At 65.7% G+C, this 17,648-nt stretch carries 19 protein-coding genes; 9 read left to right on the top strand and 10 right to left on the bottom strand.

All coding sequences use genetic code 11. The features are described from left to right. Window positions 1-7: 7 nt before the first annotated feature. Together KK488_RS18070 and ygfZ are read right to left on the bottom strand one after the other, a co-directional pair. A complete protein-coding gene (locus KK488_RS18070) occupies window positions 8-751 on the bottom strand; it encodes a glutaminyl-peptide cyclotransferase (protein WP_214625104.1) in 744 nt (247 codons plus the stop codon). Further along, the gene (gene ygfZ, locus KK488_RS18075; RefSeq protein WP_214625105.1) at window positions 751-1,497 is read right to left on the bottom strand and encodes a CAF17-like 4Fe-4S cluster assembly/insertion protein YgfZ; all 747 of its coding nucleotides are present in this window, start codon (window positions 1,495-1,497) and stop codon (window positions 751-753) included. Before ygfZ ends, KK488_RS18070 begins: the two co-directional genes overlap by 1 nt. Before the next feature lie 67 nt (window positions 1,498-1,564). On the opposite strand from ygfZ, the gene KK488_RS18080 reads away from it, so the two are divergent. Then, window positions 1,565-2,902: a dihydroorotase gene (locus tag KK488_RS18080; protein ID WP_214625106.1), complete on the top strand. Its 1,338-nt coding sequence runs from the start codon at window positions 1,565-1,567 to the stop codon at window positions 2,900-2,902. Window positions 2,903-2,919: 17 nt separating this feature from the next. Then, window positions 2,920-3,666 (top strand): monofunctional biosynthetic peptidoglycan transglycosylase, encoded by a 747-nt coding sequence (mtgA, locus tag KK488_RS18085; RefSeq protein ID WP_214625107.1) that lies wholly within the window; start codon window positions 2,920-2,922, stop codon window positions 3,664-3,666. A 74-nt stretch (window positions 3,667-3,740) separates the two neighbouring features. Here mtgA and KK488_RS18090 read toward each other — a convergent pair whose 3' ends face one another. The 6 genes from KK488_RS18090 to KK488_RS18115 all read right to left on the bottom strand — a co-directional run bounded on the left by KK488_RS18090 (window position 3,741) and on the right by KK488_RS18115 (window position 11,836). Next, window positions 3,741-6,338, bottom strand: a complete 2,598-nt coding sequence (locus KK488_RS18090; protein WP_214625108.1) for a TonB-dependent receptor — start codon at window positions 6,336-6,338, stop codon at window positions 3,741-3,743. A 432-nt stretch (window positions 6,339-6,770) separates the two neighbouring features. After that, entirely contained in the window at window positions 6,771-7,403 is a 633-nt protein-coding gene (locus tag KK488_RS18095) for a phosphatase PAP2 family protein (RefSeq protein WP_214625109.1), read from the bottom strand. After that, on the bottom strand, window positions 7,394-8,566 hold the full coding sequence (locus KK488_RS18100; protein ID WP_214625110.1) for a S41 family peptidase: 1,173 nt from the start codon (window positions 8,564-8,566) through the stop codon (window positions 7,394-7,396). The genes KK488_RS18095 and KK488_RS18100 overlap by 10 nt, the downstream gene beginning before the upstream one ends. An 11-nt stretch (window positions 8,567-8,577) precedes the next feature. Next, window positions 8,578-9,993, bottom strand: coding sequence for a dihydrolipoyl dehydrogenase (gene lpdA / locus KK488_RS18105; protein WP_214625111.1), 1,416 nt, complete (start codon window positions 9,991-9,993; stop codon window positions 8,578-8,580). Window positions 9,994-10,053: 60 nt separating this feature from the next. After that, on the bottom strand, window positions 10,054-10,461 hold the full coding sequence (locus KK488_RS18110; protein ID WP_214625112.1) for an acyl-CoA thioesterase: 408 nt from the start codon (window positions 10,459-10,461) through the stop codon (window positions 10,054-10,056). A 67-nt stretch (window positions 10,462-10,528) separates the two neighbouring features. Beyond that, on the bottom strand, window positions 10,529-11,836 hold the full coding sequence (locus KK488_RS18115) for a pyruvate dehydrogenase complex dihydrolipoamide acetyltransferase (RefSeq protein WP_214625113.1): 1,308 nt from the start codon (window positions 11,834-11,836) through the stop codon (window positions 10,529-10,531). Window positions 11,837-12,100: 264 nt separating this feature from the next. Between KK488_RS18115 and KK488_RS18120 the strand changes: the two genes are divergently transcribed. Further along, entirely contained in the window at window positions 12,101-12,553 is a 453-nt protein-coding gene (locus KK488_RS18120; RefSeq protein ID WP_214625245.1) for a universal stress protein, read from the top strand. 176 nt (window positions 12,554-12,729) lie between these two features. Here KK488_RS18120 and KK488_RS18125 read toward each other — a convergent pair whose 3' ends face one another. Continuing rightward, the gene (locus tag KK488_RS18125) at window positions 12,730-13,341 is read right to left on the bottom strand and encodes a superoxide dismutase (protein ID WP_214625114.1); all 612 of its coding nucleotides are present in this window, start codon (window positions 13,339-13,341) and stop codon (window positions 12,730-12,732) included. A 256-nt stretch (window positions 13,342-13,597) separates the two neighbouring features. On the opposite strand from KK488_RS18125, the gene KK488_RS18130 reads away from it, so the two are divergent. Next, window positions 13,598-14,161 (top strand): urate hydroxylase PuuD, encoded by a 564-nt coding sequence (locus KK488_RS18130; RefSeq protein WP_214625115.1) that lies wholly within the window; start codon window positions 13,598-13,600, stop codon window positions 14,159-14,161. A 149-nt stretch (window positions 14,162-14,310) separates the two neighbouring features. Here the strand turns inward: KK488_RS18130 and pspF are convergent, their stop codons facing one another. Further along, window positions 14,311-15,345 (bottom strand): phage shock protein operon transcriptional activator, encoded by a 1,035-nt coding sequence (pspF, locus tag KK488_RS18135; protein ID WP_214625116.1) that lies wholly within the window; start codon window positions 15,343-15,345, stop codon window positions 14,311-14,313. Between the two features lie 62 nt (window positions 15,346-15,407). On the opposite strand from pspF, the gene KK488_RS18140 reads away from it, so the two are divergent. The 5 genes from KK488_RS18140 to KK488_RS18160 all read left to right on the top strand — a co-directional run bounded on the left by KK488_RS18140 (window position 15,408) and on the right by KK488_RS18160 (window position 17,421). Further along, entirely contained in the window at window positions 15,408-15,704 is a 297-nt protein-coding gene (locus tag KK488_RS18140) for a hypothetical protein (RefSeq protein WP_214625117.1), read from the top strand. A gap of 72 nt (window positions 15,705-15,776) precedes the next feature. Beyond that, entirely contained in the window at window positions 15,777-16,445 is a 669-nt protein-coding gene (gene pspA / locus KK488_RS18145) for a phage shock protein PspA (RefSeq protein WP_214625118.1), read from the top strand. Between the two features lie 3 nt (window positions 16,446-16,448). After that, window positions 16,449-16,715: an envelope stress response membrane protein PspB gene (gene pspB, locus KK488_RS18150; RefSeq protein WP_214625119.1), complete on the top strand. Its 267-nt coding sequence runs from the start codon at window positions 16,449-16,451 to the stop codon at window positions 16,713-16,715. 3 nt (window positions 16,716-16,718) lie between these two features. Beyond that, window positions 16,719-17,099 (top strand): envelope stress response membrane protein PspC, encoded by a 381-nt coding sequence (pspC, locus tag KK488_RS18155; protein WP_214625120.1) that lies wholly within the window; start codon window positions 16,719-16,721, stop codon window positions 17,097-17,099. A gap of 25 nt (window positions 17,100-17,124) precedes the next feature. Next, window positions 17,125-17,421, top strand: a complete 297-nt coding sequence (locus KK488_RS18160; RefSeq protein WP_214625121.1) for a hypothetical protein — start codon at window positions 17,125-17,127, stop codon at window positions 17,419-17,421. The last annotated feature ends 227 nt before the right edge of the window (window positions 17,422-17,648 follow it).

Here is a 17,648-nt window from a genome sequence, read left to right on the forward strand (position 1 = left end):
GACCGCGTCAGTCCCCCAGCCGCAGGGCGTAGAGCTTCGGCCAGTTCTTGCCGGTCACGTAGAGCAGCTTGGCTTTCTCGTCCCAGGCGATGCCGTTCAACACGGCGTCGGTGTCCCGGCCGAGATTCTCCGCGACGAGCGGGGCGAGGTTGATCCAGTCGCTGATCGCGCCGGTCCTGGGATCGATCCTGGCGATCAGCGGCGAGTACCAGATGTTCGCATAGATGGCGCCGCCGACATATTCGAGCTCGTTGACGTAGCGGACCGGCTGGCCGCCCCAGGTCACCGTGATCCGGTGCTGCTCCTTGCGCGTCTGCGGATCGAGGAAGCGGAGTTGCGGTGTGCCGTCGCTCATGATCAATGAGGTGCCGTCGCTGGTGAGGCCCCAGCCTTCCCCGGTGTAGGAAAAGGTGCCGATCTGCTTGAGATCCTTGCGGCGCCAGACGAAGCCCTCGCCCGTCCGCCAGGTGAGGCTGACGATCTTGTCGCCGACCGGCGCGATGCCCTCGCCGAACAGGTCGGCGCGGATGGTCTGGCGCTTGAGCAGTTTCGCGTCGGCGAGGCGCATGACGCGGATATCGGACTCGCCGACCTGGCCGGTGCTCTCGTAGAGGAGGCCGTCAGCGATGAAGAGGCCCTCGGTGAAGGCATGGGTATCGTGTGGAAGGGTCTTCACAACCTTCCATTTGATGTCCGCACGGGCGCCGACGGCGCCGAGCAGCAGGGCGAGCAACGCAGCGAGAAGACGCATCAGTCGGCGGTCTCGGCCAGCGCGTCGGCGAGCCAGCCAGGCAGGGTCACCTCGCCCAGCGTGTCGACCGGGCGATGATCGATGGCGAGGCCGAGCGCTGGATAGGCGATGCGCAGCCGCGCGGGATCGGACTGGTCCTGCGGCAGCACGACCAGGCGGCGATTGACCTTGCTGCGATAATGCATGCGCGCGGTATTCTCCTGGCCGACATAGCAGCCCTTGGCATAGTCGACGCCGTGCAGATCCTGCGCATTGGTCTCCAGCCAGAGCGTCTTGTCCTCGCCCAGCTCCGCCGCGCCTTCCGGTACGCCATGGCCGAGCCGATTCGCGCGCCACGCTTCCGATGCGTCGCCTGGCTCGGCCGGGGCCAGCCAGCGATAACCGAGTTCCGGCAGGCGTGGATCGGGGGAGGCGCCCTCGTGCGGCTCGGCAGACCAGTGCACAGCAAGGTCCAGCTCGGGCGCGATGGTGACCGGGCGGCGCAGGCGATACAGGCTCAGCCGCTTGATCAGCGCCTCGGCGCGGCCCGCCTCGCAATCGATCAGCACGTCCTCGTCGCTCCCCGGATCGGCCCAGAGGATCATGTCGAACAGGGCCTTGCCCTGTGGCGTCAGCAGGCCGGCATAGCGTGGCGCGCCGGGCGCGAGCGTCAGCAGATCCTGGGTCAGCAGGCCCTGCAGGAAGGGCCGCGCCTCGGCGCCGCCGACGCGGACAACAGCGCGATCGTGAAGGGTGGTGGGAAGCATCGGCTTTAGGTAGGACAGGCACGACCAATAGCCAAGCCGTTCGGGCGAACGGAGCGAGGAACTTCCCATGGCCCAGACTTTCGACATGATCCTCAGGAACGGCACGGTCCATCTGCCGGGCGGTCCGGCGGCGGTGGATGTCGGCGTGATTGGCGGCAAGGTCGCGGCGATCGGCACCGGCCTCGGCGATGCCGGCGAGACGATCGACTGCACTGGGCTCGACGTGCTGCCGGGCGTGATCGACAGCCAGGTCCATTTCCGCGAGCCGGGGCTGGAGCATAAGGAGGATCTCGAATCGGGCAGCCGCGCGGCGGTGCTCGGCGGGGTCACCGCCGTGTTCGAGATGCCCAACACCAATCCCAATACCGACACGGAAGAGCGCGTGCGCGACAAGCTCGCCCGCGCGCATCACCGCATGTGGTGCGACCATGCCTTCTATGTCGGCGCGACCGGCGACAATGCCGAGCAGCTCGGCGAGCTGGAGAAGATCCCCGGTACGGCGGGCGTTAAGATCTTCATGGGTGCCTCGACTGGCAGCCTGCTGGTCGCCGAGGACGAGGCGCTGGCCCGCTGCCTCGCGCACGGCAAGCGCCGCGTCGCCATCCATGCCGAGGACGAGGCGCGGATGAATGCGCGCAAGGACGAGCGGGTCGACGGCGATCCGTCCAGCCATCCGGTCTGGCGCGACGACGAGAGCGCGATGCTGGCGACGAAGCGGATCGTGGCGCTGGCCCGCGCGGCACGGCGGCGGATCCATGTGCTGCACGTCACCACGCCCGCCGAACTCGAATATCTGGGCCACAACAAGGACGTCGCGACCTGCGAAGTGACGCCGCAGCATCTGACGCTGGCCGGCGAGGAGGCCTATCCCCGGCTCGGCAGCTATGCGCAGATGAACCCGCCGATCCGCTCGGCCGCGCATCGCGAGGGGCTGTGGCACTGGCTCGGCCAGGGCGTGCCGGACGTGCTCGGCTCCGATCATGCGCCCCATACGATCGAGGAGAAGGCCAAGCCCTATCCGGCGAGTCCGAGCGGCATGCCCGGCGTGCAGACGCTGGTGCCGCTGCTGCTCAATCATGTCGCGGAGGGGCGCCTGACGCTCCAGCGCTTCATCGACCTGACCAGTGCCGGGCCGCAACGCATCTTCGGCCTCGTCGGCAAGGGCCGGATCGTGCCGGGCTATGACGCGGACTTCACCGTGGTGGATCTCAAGTCGCGCTGGACGATCGGCGGCGACTGGCTCGCCTCGCGCTGCGGCTGGTCGCCGTTCGAGGGGATGAGCGTCACCGGGCGGCCGGTGGGCACGATCGTGCGCGGCCATCGCGTCATGTGGGAGGCGCAGCTTGCCAATGCCGCGATCGGCGAGCCGGTGCGCTTCGAGGCGACGGAATTTCCGGGTCATTGAGGAGGAGACGAGGCAGCATGGCGACGACGGCAAGGGCACGGCGCGGGCGCGGATCGGCAAAGCGGCGCTGGCGCTTCCCGGGTCAGCCCAGGAGCTGGTACGGCAAACTGTTCCGCTGGGTCGCCATGGCCGTCTGCGCCTTCGTCGTCATCTCGTTCGCGCAGGTGCTGTTCTTCAAGTTCGTGCCCATCCCGATCACGCTGACCATGATCATGGACGGCAACGGCATCACCAAGGACTGGACGTCGCTCTCCAACATCGACCCGAACATGCCGCGCGCCGCGATTGCCGGCGAGGACGCCAAATTCTGCCTGCACCACGGCTTCGATACCGATGCGATCCGCAAGGCGATGGAGCGCAACGCCGAGGGCGGACGCATCCGCGGCGGATCGACGATCAGCCAGCAGACGGCCAAGAATGTGTTCCTCTGGCAGGGCGGCGGCTATCTCCGCAAGGCGCTGGAGGCTTGGTACACGGTGCTGATCGAGGCGATCTGGGGCAAGCGCCGGATCATGGAAGTCTATCTCAACGTCGCGGAGACCGGCATCGGCACCTATGGCGTGGAGGCCGGCGCGATCCGTTACTTCAATCACAGCGCCAGCCATCTCTCGCGCACCGAGGCGGCGCGCATCGCCGCCGTGCTGCCCCTCCCCAAGAAGCGCGAGGCGGCCTCGCCGGGCGGCTTCACCCTGCGCCACGGCAACCGCATCGCGCGCTATGTCACGTCGGTGCGCGTGCAGGGGCTGGACAGCTGCCTGAAGTGATGTGAAGCGCGGGCAAAGAGAAAGGGCGGGAGCATCGCTGCTCCCGCCCTTCCCAAGTTCGTTTGTCCGCAGACTTACATCTGGACGTGGACCGAGAACATCACCGCGCGCGGCGAGCCGAGCTGGACGAAGCCCGGATTGCCGTAACCGGTGATCGCGCCGGTCGTGGCATTGCGGTTGACCGTCTGGGTCAGGCCGCCACCGAAACCGCCCACATAGAACTTGTCGAACAGGTTACTGACATTGAGCTGAGCCCAGACGTTCGGCGCGCCGAACGACTTGAGCGAGTAGCGCACGTCGAGATCGAACAGCGTGTAGGCCGGGGCCACTGCGCCGTAGATCATCGTATCAGTGCCGTTGGCATTGCGGCGGAAGGTCGGCAGGTTGTTGTCGTAGACGTAGCGCTTGCCGGTGCGCTTGCCCTGCAGGCCGACATCGAGGCCCTCGAAGTGCACTTCGGCGCGACCGCCGAGCGTATAGACCGGCGCACCGGATTCACGCTTGCCGGCGGTCGGGGTGTAGAACAGCGTTCCGCTCGTCGTCTCGAACGTCGCGATGTCGTCCTTGATCTCCGAGTGGAGATACGATCCGAACGCATAGAGCGTCAGGAATTCGAGCGGCTGATAGCCGACGCTGCCGTCGACACCCCATTTGTCGACCCGGCCCAGGTTCCGATAGACGGTCTGGTTGAGATCGGGGTCGTAGGCCGAGGCCAGACGGTTGCTGTAGCGGGTGTACCAGCTCGTCAGCTGGGCCTGCAGCTTGCTCGTCGTGTAGCGCGCGCCGAAGTCGAAGCTGTTCGTCGTTTCCGGCTTGGGCTGCGAACCCGGGCTGCCGACGGGGAAGAAGAAGCTGTTGTACAGCGGATCGGTGCCCGGAACCTGGATGCCCTGCGAGAAGTTGCCGAAGAGCGAGAAGGCCGGGGTGATCTTGAAGCTCCAGCCGGCGGTCGGCAGTACGCGGTTATAGTGCAGCACGCGGTTCTGCGGCGGCGCATAGGTCGGGCGCAGCGTGCCGAATGTGCCGACGCCGCCGGTGCCGAAGCATTCGACGAAGCCGCCCGCGCTCGACGTCCAGCAATTGTTGGTCAGGTCGCGGATGAAGAACTTGCCGGTCAGGCCCGCCGAAATGGTCAGCCGGTCGTCGAAGAACTGACCGCGATATTCGCCGAACACCTGATGCAGGATCGCCTTGGACAGACGATCGCGCTTCTGGAGGATGGCGCCCTTCGCATCGAGTGCCGGCTGGTCCTCGGGGAAGGGATTGATGCCGAAGCCGTTCGGCTGGAGGAAGCCGACTTCGCCGGTCTGGCGATGGCGGCCATAATCCAGCGTGTAGCCGGCGCGGATCGTGTGATGCTCGTTGATGTCATAGCGCAGCGATGAGATCACGCCGTAGCGGTTGGTCTTGGTCTCGCTGGGGGCGAGCACCGTGACCTGATCGAGCAGATCGCCGTCGCCGTTGAGGTCGCGGCCGAAATAGGGATTGCCCGCGAAATAGCCCGGCTGGCAGGAAATGCCCGCGCCGGTCAGCACGGTCGTGCATGCGGCCTGACCGCCGGTCGGGTCGAGGTCATAATAAGCTTCACGCGCTGAGACTGTGCCGCCGCCGTTCGCCTTCACATATTGATAGCTCGGGTCGATCGTCAGGACGAGGCCGTCGGCCAGCGTGAACTTCGACTGGATGCGGATGTTGCCGGTGTTGGACGGATTGTAGCGATAGTCGAACAGGGTTCCGCACGTGGACGCGGCCTGCGCCGTGCCGGCGACCGGCGTCACATTGCTGATCGAGCATTGCGCGATATTGTAGAAACGCTCGTCCGCATTGAGCGGGTAGCGATTGCTCGCGTCCGAGCCGACCACGCGGCCCGTGTCGGTGTCGGTGCGCAGCGGCAGCGAGCCGAAGAAGTTGTTGCGGTTGATATTGTAGTGGCCGGCGATCGAGATGAAGTCGCCATTGTCGCCGATCGGCTGATAGATCTTGGCGTTGAACTGCTGCTTATCGATCTTGCCGAGATTGTTGTACACATTGTCGTTGCCGGTGCGGCTCGCCGCGAACCAGGCCTTCGTGCCCCACGGCGTGAATACGCCCGTGTCGATCACGCCGAACATGCGATAGAAATTATAGTCGCCTATCGCGCCGACCATCGTGACGTTGAAGTCGTCATAAGGTGTGCGGCTGCGGAAGTTGACCGTGCCGCCGGAGGCGGCCGCGGTCGGGCTGTCAACGTCGGTCGAACCCAGGTTGACGTTGACCTGCTCGATCAGCTCCGAATCGAGCAGCTGGTTCGAATAGACGGCATAGTTGCCGGTGTCGTTGAGCGGCATGCCGTCGAAGGTCAGCGAGACTCGATCCGCGCCGAAGCCGCGGATGTTGAGCGTACCGCCGGCCGAGCCATAAGGGTCGTTGTTCTGGAAACTGACACCCGGGATCAAGTTGACCGTGTTGAGGATGGTGTTGGTGCCACCGCGGCTGATCAGCTCCTGGGTGATCACGCCCTTGGCCTTGGTTGAATCAGGCACCTGGATGCCGGCCGTGTCGGCCGGGCCGCGCGAGCCGGTGACGATGATCGCGTCTTCGAAGTCGATCGAGCCGGTCGACTGGGCAAAGGCCCCAGTGGTCAGTGCCCCGCTGGCTACAGTAGCCGCGAGGATAATGCGAAATTTGTTCATCGGTGCTCCCCTTTGGATCGATGCAATCTGGTCAATCTGGCGTGCTTCGGGGTATCCGCGCACGACCTTCTCGGTTTCAGGCGAAACCGATGCGTCCTCTCACTTGCTGGCGGCCGGGTGGGACCTGCATGTTGCTGATTTATGACGATGAGCCGCCTATATCGGTGAGCCCCCCTGGCTCGCTATCGCGAAATAGCGACCAGTTGTGACGCGCCGGAGAAATATTGGTCTGATTTCGGGGCTTACGGGAAATAAAGTCCTTCAATTTCAATATAATATTGTGCAGTGCGACATGGATGCAACGCTCGCTGATAAAATGGCTGGAAGGGCCGCGGGATAGCCGGTCAGTCAGCTTCCGTTAAAGCAGAAAGTGGACGAAGGCAGCGCGCCGTTCCGCCCGGTGAGCGCGTCGCTCGCGGAGGCCCGGAAATGCTATCGCGACTCGGCCGGTGAGGGTCGCGCGAGCGACAGGACGGTCAGCCAGGCGAGTCCCTCGATCCAGCCGCCAGCGACATCGCTCGGCCAATGTACGCCGAGCCAGACGCGGCTCGCGCCCGTCGCCAGGATCATGACGACACCGAGCGCCCACGCGGCGCGGTGACGCAGGACCATGGCCAGCGCGCCATAGAGCGACATGGCGCCGGCGGCGTGGCCGCTCGGGAAGCTGTGGCCGGTGGCGATCGCGAGATGCGCGATCAGGTCGGGGCGTGGCGCTCCGAAGAAGAGCTTCATCAGCGGGTTGACGGCGATCATTCCCGCGACTGCGGCCAGCAGCCAGAGCATCTCCCCGGCTCGCCCGGCCCGCGCCAGGAACATGGCGACCGCGCACGCGATCCACAGCCGCGCGCCGCCCTCGCCGAGCGTGTCGAGCCACAGGCTGGTGGTCGTGAGTGCATCGGCGACCGGCCAGCGCCGCAGATGTTGGACGATCCGCATTGCCAGACCGTCCACCGGCGCGAACAGTCCGGTTGGCTGGAGCAGGCCGATCGCGATGACGAGGGCGAGCAGGGCGAGCGCCGTGGCCAGGCGACGTCGGATCGGGAGAGGCTGTGTGCCTAGCGACAAGGCGGGGGGACGACGTCTTCGCGCGGCTTGCCGCCGGGCGTGTAAACCCGCTCGGCCGGTAGCTTCACGACCATGCCGGTCGCCGGCAGCGTGAAGTCATAGACGGCGCCGCGCAGGCCCGCCATCGCGCCGCCGCAGACCGGCACGCCGATGCTCATGAAGCCGATGGCCATGCCCTCGCCCATGCTGCCGGTCCAGCGTCCGACGCGCACCGAGACAGGGCCGGCGAAATGCTTTCCCGCGCGCGGATAGACCTCTTCGACCCATTCGCGCACGATGCCGCTGGATCGCTCCTCGGCGACGAGGCGATGCTTCTGATAGAAACGCGGCCGGTCGACGAACCAGCTCATCACGGCGCGGGCGATCAGGCTGTCGCCGCCCGAGCCCGTGTCGGTGAGGTCGATGACGAGGTGCGCGCCCTGCGGCACGGTCGCCATGGCCGCGTCGAACGCGGCGATCGTGTCGCTGTTGCCGAGCGAATCGTTGAAACGGATCGTGGCGCGGCGCGTCTGGACCGTCAGCGTGACGGGCGGTCGGTCACCCGGCCGGGACTGATAGAGATTGGGCAGGGTGAGCGGCATGTCGGCATCATCGGCATCGACGACGAGATGCCGGGCGCGATCGCGCCGGCCGGCGGCAAGCACGCGCGCCGCGAAGGCGCGCCGTTCGGAATCGGTGACGGCTTCTAGGCCGAGATCATGCCAATATGCGGCGATGGCCGCGTCGATTGGGACGCCGTCGACGGCTTTGAGATGATAGCCGATCGCGATCTGCGCGCCCTGCGCCGGGCTGCCGTCCTTCACGGCGTCGATGCGGTAGCCATCCGCGTCCGCCACGATCCAGAGGTCGGCATAGCTCGGCACCAGCCCCCAGCTGGTCTTGAAGCTGCTGCCGGTGATCGCGTGATGATCGGCCAGCGCGGCGATCTTGTCCTCGGCATAATGGAGCAGGCTGTCGTGGTCGGCCACGGCGTCACGCTCGGCATCGAGCTTCGCCGAGCTCGGGACGGTGTCGCCGAACCGGTCGAGATAGGCGTAGTTCTCGGCAATGATCGCATCGAGCGCCTTGGCGTCGGCGGCATAGTCGGTCGCAGCGGGCGCGGCCGACGCCCGGCCTTGCGCCGCGATCAGCGCAAGACCCGTCGCCAGCCAGACCGTGCGCATGCCGGCCCCCGTCAGATGTGGATCACGCGGCCATACGCGGCGAGCACGCTCTCGTGCATCGTCTCGCTGATCGTCGGGTGCGGAAAGACGGTCTGGATGAAGTCCTGCTCGACCAGCTCGGCGGTCTTGCCGACCGTATAGCCCTGGATCAGCTCGGTGACTTCCGCGCCGATCATGTGCGCGCCGAGTAGCTCGCCGGTCTTCGCGTCGAACACCGTCTTGACGAAGCCTTCCGCCTCGCCGAGCGCGATCGCCTTGCCGTTGCCGATGAAGGGGAAATTGCCGACCTTCACCTCATAGCCGGCTTCCTTCGCCTTGGCCTCGGTCAGGCCGACGCTGGCGATCTGCGGGTGGCAATAGGTGCAGCCGGGGATGTTGCGCGGGTCCATGACGTGCGGGTGGACATCCTTGTTGCCGAGCGCCTTGGCGATCGATTCCACCGCGATGATGCCCTCGTGACTGGCCTTGTGCGCGAGCCACGGCGGCGCGGTCACGTCGCCGATCGCCCAGAGGCCGGGGACGTTGGTGGCGCAATAGCCGTCCGTCTTGATGTGGCCGCGCTCGGTCGCGACGCCGAGCGCTTCCAGGCCGATGTTCTCGGTATTCGGCACGATGCCGATCGCGACGATGACATGGCTGTAGTCGGCCGCGATGACCTTGCCATCCTTGTCCTTGATCGTCGCCTTCACGCCGCTCGCGCCGGTCTCGATCTTGTCGACGCTCGCCTTGGTCAGGATGGTCATGCCCTGCTTCTTGAGCGCCTTCTCGAGATGTGCGGAGACGTCCGCATCCTCCACCGGCACGATCCGGTCCATCATCTCGACGACCGTGACGTTGGCGCCCATGTCATTGTAGAAGCTGGCGAACTCGATGCCGATCGCACCGGAGCCGATGACCAGCAGTTTGGTCGGCATCTCCGGCGGGGTCATGGCGTGGCGATAGGTCCAGACGCGCTTGCCGTCGGCGGGGAGGCCGGGCAGGTCGCGGGCGCGGGCGCCGGTCGCGACGATGATGTGCTTGGCCTCAATCTCGCTCTTCTTGCCGTCCGCATCGGTCACGGTCAGCTTGCCGGGTGCGGTCAGCACGCCGGTGCCCATATGGACCGTGATCTTGTTCTTCTTCATGAGATGGGTGACGCCGGCATTGAGCTGCTTCGCCACGCCGCGCGAGCGCTTCACAACCGCGGCGATGTCCGCGCTGATCTTGTCGGCGGCAAGGCCATAGTCCCCGGCATGCTGCATGTAGTGGAAGATCTCGGCCGAGCGCAGCAGCGCCTTGGTCGGGATGCAGCCCCAGTTGAGGCAGATGCCGCCCAGCAGCTCGCGCTCGACGATCGCGGTCTTGAGGCCGAGCTGCGCGCCACGGATCGCCGCGACATAGCCGCCGGGACCCGAACCGAGGACGATGAGATCGTAAGTGTCAGCCAAGATAAGCTCCCTGGGCGTACGTGCCGGGCGAGGCTGCCCGGCCAGTGGAAATATGGTGCGTCATGGTTCGTCCGCCATGGGCCGCACGGTGCGTGGCTGGCGGTTTTCATCGACCGCGACGAAGACGAAGCGCGCCTGCGTCACCTTGTAGCTCTCCGCGCTATGCCGCGCGCGGCGCCAGGCCTCGACGTCGATGGTCATGCTGGTGTTGCCGACCCTGACCAGATGCGCGAACACCGAAACCTCGTCGCCGACGAACACCGGACGATGGAACTTCATCCCCTCGACCGCGATGGTGACGGCCCGCCCGGCGCTATGCCGCGCCGCGACGAGCCCGGCGGCCATGTCCATCTGGCTCATCAGCCAGCCGCCGAAAATATCACCATAGGGGTTGGCGTCCGCCGGCATGGTGGTGACACGGGTCGCGGGCTGGCCGGTGGGCAGGGCTTCGGGGGCGCCTTCAGGCATGGGGGCAATCTCGGAGCCCCTCTCCCCTCGCGGGAAACGGGCTATGGGTGCTGCTGCCGGGCATGATTTACGCCACCAGACCCAGCGGCGCCTCCACCAGCTCCTTGAAGACCTTCATCAGCTCGGCGCCATCCGAGCCGTCGATGGCGCGGTGGTCGAAGCTGCCGGTGGCGGACATCACCGTGGCGATGCCGAGCGCGCCGTCGATGACATAGGGGCGCGGCTCGCCGGCGCCGATCGCCATGATCATCGCCTGGGGCGGGTTGATCACCGCCTCGAACTGCTTGATGCCCATCATGCCCATGTTGGAGAGGCTGGCGGTGCCGCCCTGATACTCATGCGGCGCGAGCTTGCCGTCCTTGGCGCGGGCCGCGAGATCCTTCATCTCGGTCGAGATCTTGCTGATCGCCTTGCCGCCGGCATCGACGATGATCGGCGTGATCAGCCCGGCCGGGATCGACACGGCGACGCTGATGTCCGCGCGGCTGAACTTGAGCAATGTGTCGCCGGCAAACTGCACGTTGCACTTGGGCACCGCCAGCAGCGCCTTGGCCAGCGCCTTGATCAGCATGTCGTTGACCGAGAGCTTGACGCCGGTCGAGGCCAGCGCCGCGTTCAGCTCCGTGCGCAGCTTGAGGAGGGCGTCCAGGCGGATGTCCACCGTGAGGTAGATGTGCGGGATCGTCTGCTTGGATTCGGTGAGACGGCGCGCGATCGTCTTGCGAATGTTCGAGAGCTTCTCGGCCTCGTGCGGAATGCCGAAATCCTGCGCGGTGATCGGGGCGTGGGCCGGGGCCGGTGCCGAGGCCGGCGTCGGAGCGGCGGCAGGCGCGGCCGCCGGCTGCGGCGCGGTGGCGCCCGGCTTGGCGCCTTCGAGGTCCGCCTTGACGATGCGGCCATTGGGGCCGCTGCCGGCGAGGTTCGCCAGATCGATGCCCGATTGCGCGGCGATGCGCCTGGCCAGCGGGCTCGCCTTGACGCGGTCGCCGGAGGCGGCCGGCGCGGGAGCGGGCGCAGCGGCGGGCGCCGGAGTGGCCTTGGCGACTTCCGGCTCGGGCTTGGGCGCGGCGGCTTCGGCCTTCGGCGCCGGGGTGTCGGCTTTGGGCGCGGGCGCGTCGCTCGGCAGGCTCTCGCCTTCCTCGACCAGCACGGCGATCACGGTGCCGACCTTCACATTGTCGGTGCCTTCGGGAATCAGGATCTTGCCGACGACGCCTTCGTCAATGGACTCGAATTCCATCGTCGCCTTGTCGGTCTCGATCTCCGCGAGCAGGCTGCCGGAAGTGACGGTGTCGCCTTCCTTCACGAGCCATTTGGAGAGCGTGCCTTCTTCCATGGTGGGCGAGAGGGCGGGCATCTGGATATTGATCGCCATGGGGCCAGGCTTTCCTGCTTCATGCGGGGTGGACAATCGCCGGCCACCTTCACGCTTTGCCTTTCCGGGTCAAGGCCATCGCTTGCATCAGGAGCGAATTTCCAGCAGGCTCTTTGCGTTTCGGCCTGGCCGAAACGGTCCGGCACCAGCCCGCTCCCCCGCCCGGCCACCCACTAGGGTACGATGTTTGGGTGGCCGGGCGGGGGAGCGGGCTGGTGCCGCTTATCCGCGCGAGCGGATCAAAAGATTTGGAGCCGCGACATGATGCGCACCTATCTGGTCGTCGTCGATGAAAGCAGCGAGGCCGAGTCCGCCTTGCTCTTTGCCGCTCGACGCGCCGCCAAGACCGGTGGCGGGGTCCACATGCTGGCGCTCGTGCCCAAGACCGAATTCGTCCAGTGGGGCTCCGTTCAGGCCACCATCGAGGAGGAAGCGCGCGCCCGCGCCGAGGCGCTGGCGATGGGCGCGGCGGGCACACTGATGGCCGAGGCTGGGATCCAGCCAGCGATCACCGTCAAGATCGGCGATCCGATCGCCTCAGTAAAGGAGATGCTGGCCGGTGAACCAGTCGCGGCGCTGGTGCTCGGCGCGGCGCCCAAGGGCGCACCGGGGCCGCTGGTCGCCCATTTCGCGGGGCATGATGCCGGCACGATGCCCTGTCCGATCATGGTCATTCCGGGATCGCTGACGCGCGAGGATATCGAGCGGCTGAGCTGACGTGAAAAGGGCGCCCCCGATTGGAGCGCCCTTTCTTCATAATTCACCGTTCGGTTCGAGCGCCCGTCGAGCTTGTCGAGACGGCTGTCGAGAACGCAGCGCGACGCTGAATTTCTCGACTCCGGTTCTCGACAGGCTCGAACCTCAGCTCGAAACGAACGGAGTTTTGGCTTGAACTACCCCGGCTGGTTGGCGCGCTCGGCGCCGTTGCCGTCGAGATTCTCGGCGACCCACGCCCAGTTCACATGCTTGTTGAGGGTCGTGTCCGCATAGCTCGGGCGGGCATTGCGATAGTCGATGTAATAGGCATGCTCCCACACATCGAGGATGAAGAGCGGGGTGGCCCCATGGGCGACGGGCGTGTCGGCATCGTGATAGCTCGTCACGTCCAGCTTGCCGTCCTTGAGGTTGAGCGCGGCCCAGCCGCTGGCGAAATGGCCGACGGCCTCGGCCTTGAGCTTCTCGATCAGGCCGGCGGTCGAGCCGAAGCCCTCGTTGATGAGATCGGCGAGTTTGCCGGTCGGTTCCTGCGTCTCGGGCGAGAGGCCGAGCCAGAAGAAGCTGTGGTTCCAGATCTGGCCGACCTGGTTGAACAGGCCGCCCTTGGAGGAGTTGATGAGCTCGAGCAGCGACTTGCCCTGCAGCGCCGGATCAGCCGCGACCAACTCGTTGGCCTTCACGACATAGGCATTGTGATGCTTGCCGTGGTGAAACTCGAACGTCTCGGCCGACATGTCATCGCCAAAAGCGGTCTTGGCATAGGGAAGGTCGGGCAGAATGAATGCCATGGGTGCGTCTCCTTGATGAGATGATCGTCGTTCGAGGGGCGAAACGCCCTGGTGGGCGAATCGTTCAGCGGTGCGTGAGCGAAATGGCGCGGCCGCGCGCGAGATTCCAGCAATGAGTGCCGATCAGCCTCAAATATTAAATTGATATGACAGAGGGAACGCTTTGTTCTAGTTTTGCCGTGGACCGGTCTTTGCCGGCCATTAGGAGAGGGGTGGCCCTCGGCGCGCCTCAGACAAGATAATTGGGGGAGCTGATATGACAAAATTCTTTGGCAATCTTCATGCCGTTCTGCTCGTCGGCGTCGTGCTGACCATCGCGGTGATCTACGGGGTCGGCCCCAATGCGGACTCGACGCAGGCGGCGCTGCGCTGGCTGCATCTCTTCTTTGGAATCACCTGGATCGGCCTGCTCTATTATCTCAACTTCGTGCAGGTTCCGACCATGCCCAAGGTACCGGCCGAGCTGAAGCCGGGCGTCACCAAATATATCGCGCCCTCGGTGCTGTTCTTCTTCCGCTGGGGTGCCGCGTTCACGGTCCTCACCGGGCTGCTGATCGCCTGGCATGCCGGCTATATCGTGCAGGCATTGTCGCTCGATCCGCACTTCCGGCTCATCGGCATCGGCATGTGGCTGGCGCTGATCATGGCGTTCAACGTGTGGTTCGTGATCTGGCCGAACCAGAAGAAGGTGCTCGGTATCGTGCCGGCGGAAGATGCGGTGAAGGCGAAGGCGGCGACCACCGCGATGATCTTCAGCCGCACCAACACGCTGCTGTCGCTGGCGATGCTCTACTGCATGGTGAACTTCAACGGGGGCTGAGGTCTGGCCCTCTCCCGCTGGCGGGAGAGGGTTGGGTGAGGGTCTTCCTTTTCTTCTGTGAGGTTCGGCGTGGGCGACAGGGTCACAAGACCCTCACCCTCCCACCGCTGCGCGGCGGGCCCCTCCCTCTCCCGCTTGCGGGAGAGGGGTCAAAGCAGGTCATGCTTGCGCAGGCAGTGCCTCAGCTGATCATAGGACAGGTTCAGCGCCTTGGCGGTGGCGCGCTGGTTGAAGCGGTGGCGCTCCAGCGTCCGCTTGAGGATCGCAGCCTCATGGGCGTCGACGGCGGCGCGGAAATCGCTGATCTCGTCGAGCGACAGGGTCGGTTCTGGCGCATGGCCGTTCAGCACCGGCTCGGCCGAGGCCGGCTCGGCGGGGCGGGGCGGCCGCGCCGCGATTCCCCTGGGCTGCCAGGGCGAGGCGAAGGGATCGAGCTGGATTGCGTCGATCGGATCGTTGACCAGATCCCAGCGATAGACGGCGCGCTCGACCACGTTGCGCAGCTCGCGGACATTGCCCGGCCAGCTATAGGCGGTGAGTTCCGCCATCGCCTTGGCCGAGAAGCCCGGCCAGCCCGGCCAGCGGCACTCGGTCGCCATGCGGCGCCCGAAATGCTCGACCAGCACCTCGACATCGCCCTCGCGCCCGCGCAGCGGCGGTAGGGTAATGACCTCGAACGACAGGCGATCGAGCAGGTCGGGACGGAAGCGGCCAGCCTCGACCGCGTCGGGCAGATGCTCGTTGGTCGCCGCGACGATGCGCACGTCGACATTGAGCGGCCGCGAGCTGCCGATCCGCGTGACCTCGCCATATTCGACCGCGCGCAGCAGCCGCTCCTGCGCGGCCATGGAGAGCGTGCCGAGCTCGTCGAGGAAGAGCGTGCCGCCGTCGGCTTCCTCGAATCGCCCGGCGCGCGCCCGAGTCGCGCCGGTGAAGGCGCCCGCTTCATGGCCGAACAGCTCGGCCTCGATCAGCGTTTCGGGCAGCGCCGCGCAGTTCATGATGATCAGCGGCCCGTCCCAGCGCGGTGACAGGCGATGGACGCGCTCGGCGATCAGCTCCTTGCCCGTCCCGCGTTCGCCGATGACCAGCACGGGGCGGATGAGTTCGGCCGCACGCCCGGCCTGCTCGACCGCGTCGAGAAAGGCGAGCGATTGCCCCACGAAATGCGTCACTTTCTCCATGCCAAATATTAGGAAGATTTCCCAGTTCTTGGCAAGCGGAGATCGCAAAAGCTGAACGCCAGATGAAGGAAAAGGGCGGATTTGCGCAATTTCCTGAAATTGGCACGGCCCATGCAATGCTTAGGGCAATCCGCCAACAAGGCGGGCGCATGAAGGCCAACAGATCAGGAAGACAGACAATGACGAAGTTCGGAAATAACCTCAGCGGAACGGCCATGGCGGCCCTGCTGACGGTCGTGTTCAGCGCCGTGACGGTGCTCGGCGCGGTCGGCCCCGCCTACAGCAGCTCGAATTCGGGCCAGACTGTTGCGGCGGGGGTTGCCAAAGTCCCCGGCAAGTCGGCAAATTCCCTTGCTTGACGGCTTGCCCGACGGCCGGGGCGGGATGCCCCTCACCCGCCCCGGTCCACAGTTTGATGGAGTAAACATATAATGGGTATCTTCTCTCGCACCCGCGACATCATCGCCGCCAACGTCACCGATCTGCTGGATCGGGCGGAGGACCCGGCGAAGATGATCCGCATGATCATCCTCGAGATGGAGGAGACCCTGGTCGAAGTTCGTGCCGGCGCCGCCCGCACCATTGCCGATCAGAAGGAAATGCGCCGCCACATCGCCAAGCTCGACGCGCTCCAGACGAGCTGGGTCGAGAAGGCGGAGCTGGCGCTCTCCAAGGACCGCGAAGACCTCGCCAAGGCGGCCCTGGTCGAGAAGCAGAAGGCGGCCGACATGGCCGACCAGCTCAAGGTGCAGATCGTTGTGCTCGACGATGCGCTCGCCGCCTCCGAGGAAGACATTGCCAAGCTCCAGGGCAAGCTGCGCGAAGCCCGCGCGCGCCAGAGCAGCCTCGTCACCCGCATGGAGAGCGCGCAGACGCGCCTCAAGGCCCGCGAGATGTATAATGGCGAGCGCGTGCAGGATGCCTTCTCGCGCTTCGAGATGCTCGAGCGCCGCGTGGACATGGCGGAAGGCCACGCCGATGCCATGGGTCTGGGCGCCCAGCCCAAGACGCTGGAGCAGGAGATTGCCGAGCTGCAGTCGAGCGACAAAGTCGACGCCGAGCTCGCCGCCCTCAAGGCCGCGCAGGCGCGAAAGGACTAAGCCATGGAAGATGTGCTTGTGCCCATCCTCGTCTGTGGCATGCTCTTCATCGGCATGCCGTGGCTGATCTTCCACTATATCACCAAGTGGAAGCAGGCGCCGAAGATCACCGACGAGGACGAGAAGCTGCTGGACGACATGCACGTCCTGGCCCGCCGCCTCGAAGAGAGATTGCAGACCGTCGAACGCATCATCGCCGCCGACAATCCCGATTTCCGTCCGGCCCGCCAGATCGAGTCCGACGATTATAGTTTCGACAGGAGGAATTGAACCATGTCCGCTCGTCGCACCAAATTCTACCTCGACAAGCAGAATGCCAAGTGGATGGGCGTCTGCGCCGGTATCGCCGACTATACCGGGATCGACGTCCTGTGGGTTCGCATCGGCGCCGTGCTGGTGACGCTCATGGGCGCTTTCCCCTGGACCTTGATCGCCTATTTCCTCGCTGCGTGGATGGCCGAGCCCAAGCCGACCGGTCTCTACAATAGCGAGGAAGACGCGAAGTTCTGGCAGGGCGTGCGCAGCAATCCGGCCCGCTCGACCCGCAACGTCCGCTCGACGTTCCGCGACATCGACCGCCGCCTCTCGGACATCGAGGCTTTCTACACCAGCCGCAACACGCGCCTGGCCGACGAGATCGACAGCCTGCGCTGAGCGCGGCTGATCCGGGGAGGGATTTATGAGTTCGCAACTGGGTCTCTTGATACCGATTGCCGCAATCACCGTCGGGCCGATCGCCTGGGTCGCCAACAACTGGATCCGCGCGCGCCACGGCTATCCGATCGAGACCAAGAAGGGTCAGCTGGTCGGCAGGGATGGCGATCTGCACGACAGCCGCAAGATCGAGCTGCTGAGCAACGAGAATGGCGCGCTCAAGGACAAGATCGGCCGGCTGGAAGAGCGGATCGCGGTGCTCGAGCGCATCGCCACCGATCCCGCCGAGCGGACGGCCCGCGAGATCGAGCAACTGCGCTGAGCGCCTGATCGGAACAGGAGTGAGATCGTGGATCCTGTAGCCATCTTCGTGGCGGGGCTCATGGTCGGAAGCGTCGGCAGCCTGCTGAGCCAGGCCTATGGCCGGCGTCGGACGAGCCGCGCCCTGACGGAACACAAGCCGCGCTGACCCAGCCGGGAGGCGCGCGAGACGAAAGACGAGACGATGCACGACCTTGGTGCCCAGACCATCATTCCCAACCTTCCCTG

This window comes from Sphingobium nicotianae, from assembly GCF_018603885.1.
Taxonomy (GTDB): domain Bacteria; phylum Pseudomonadota; class Alphaproteobacteria; order Sphingomonadales; family Sphingomonadaceae; genus Sphingobium; species Sphingobium nicotianae.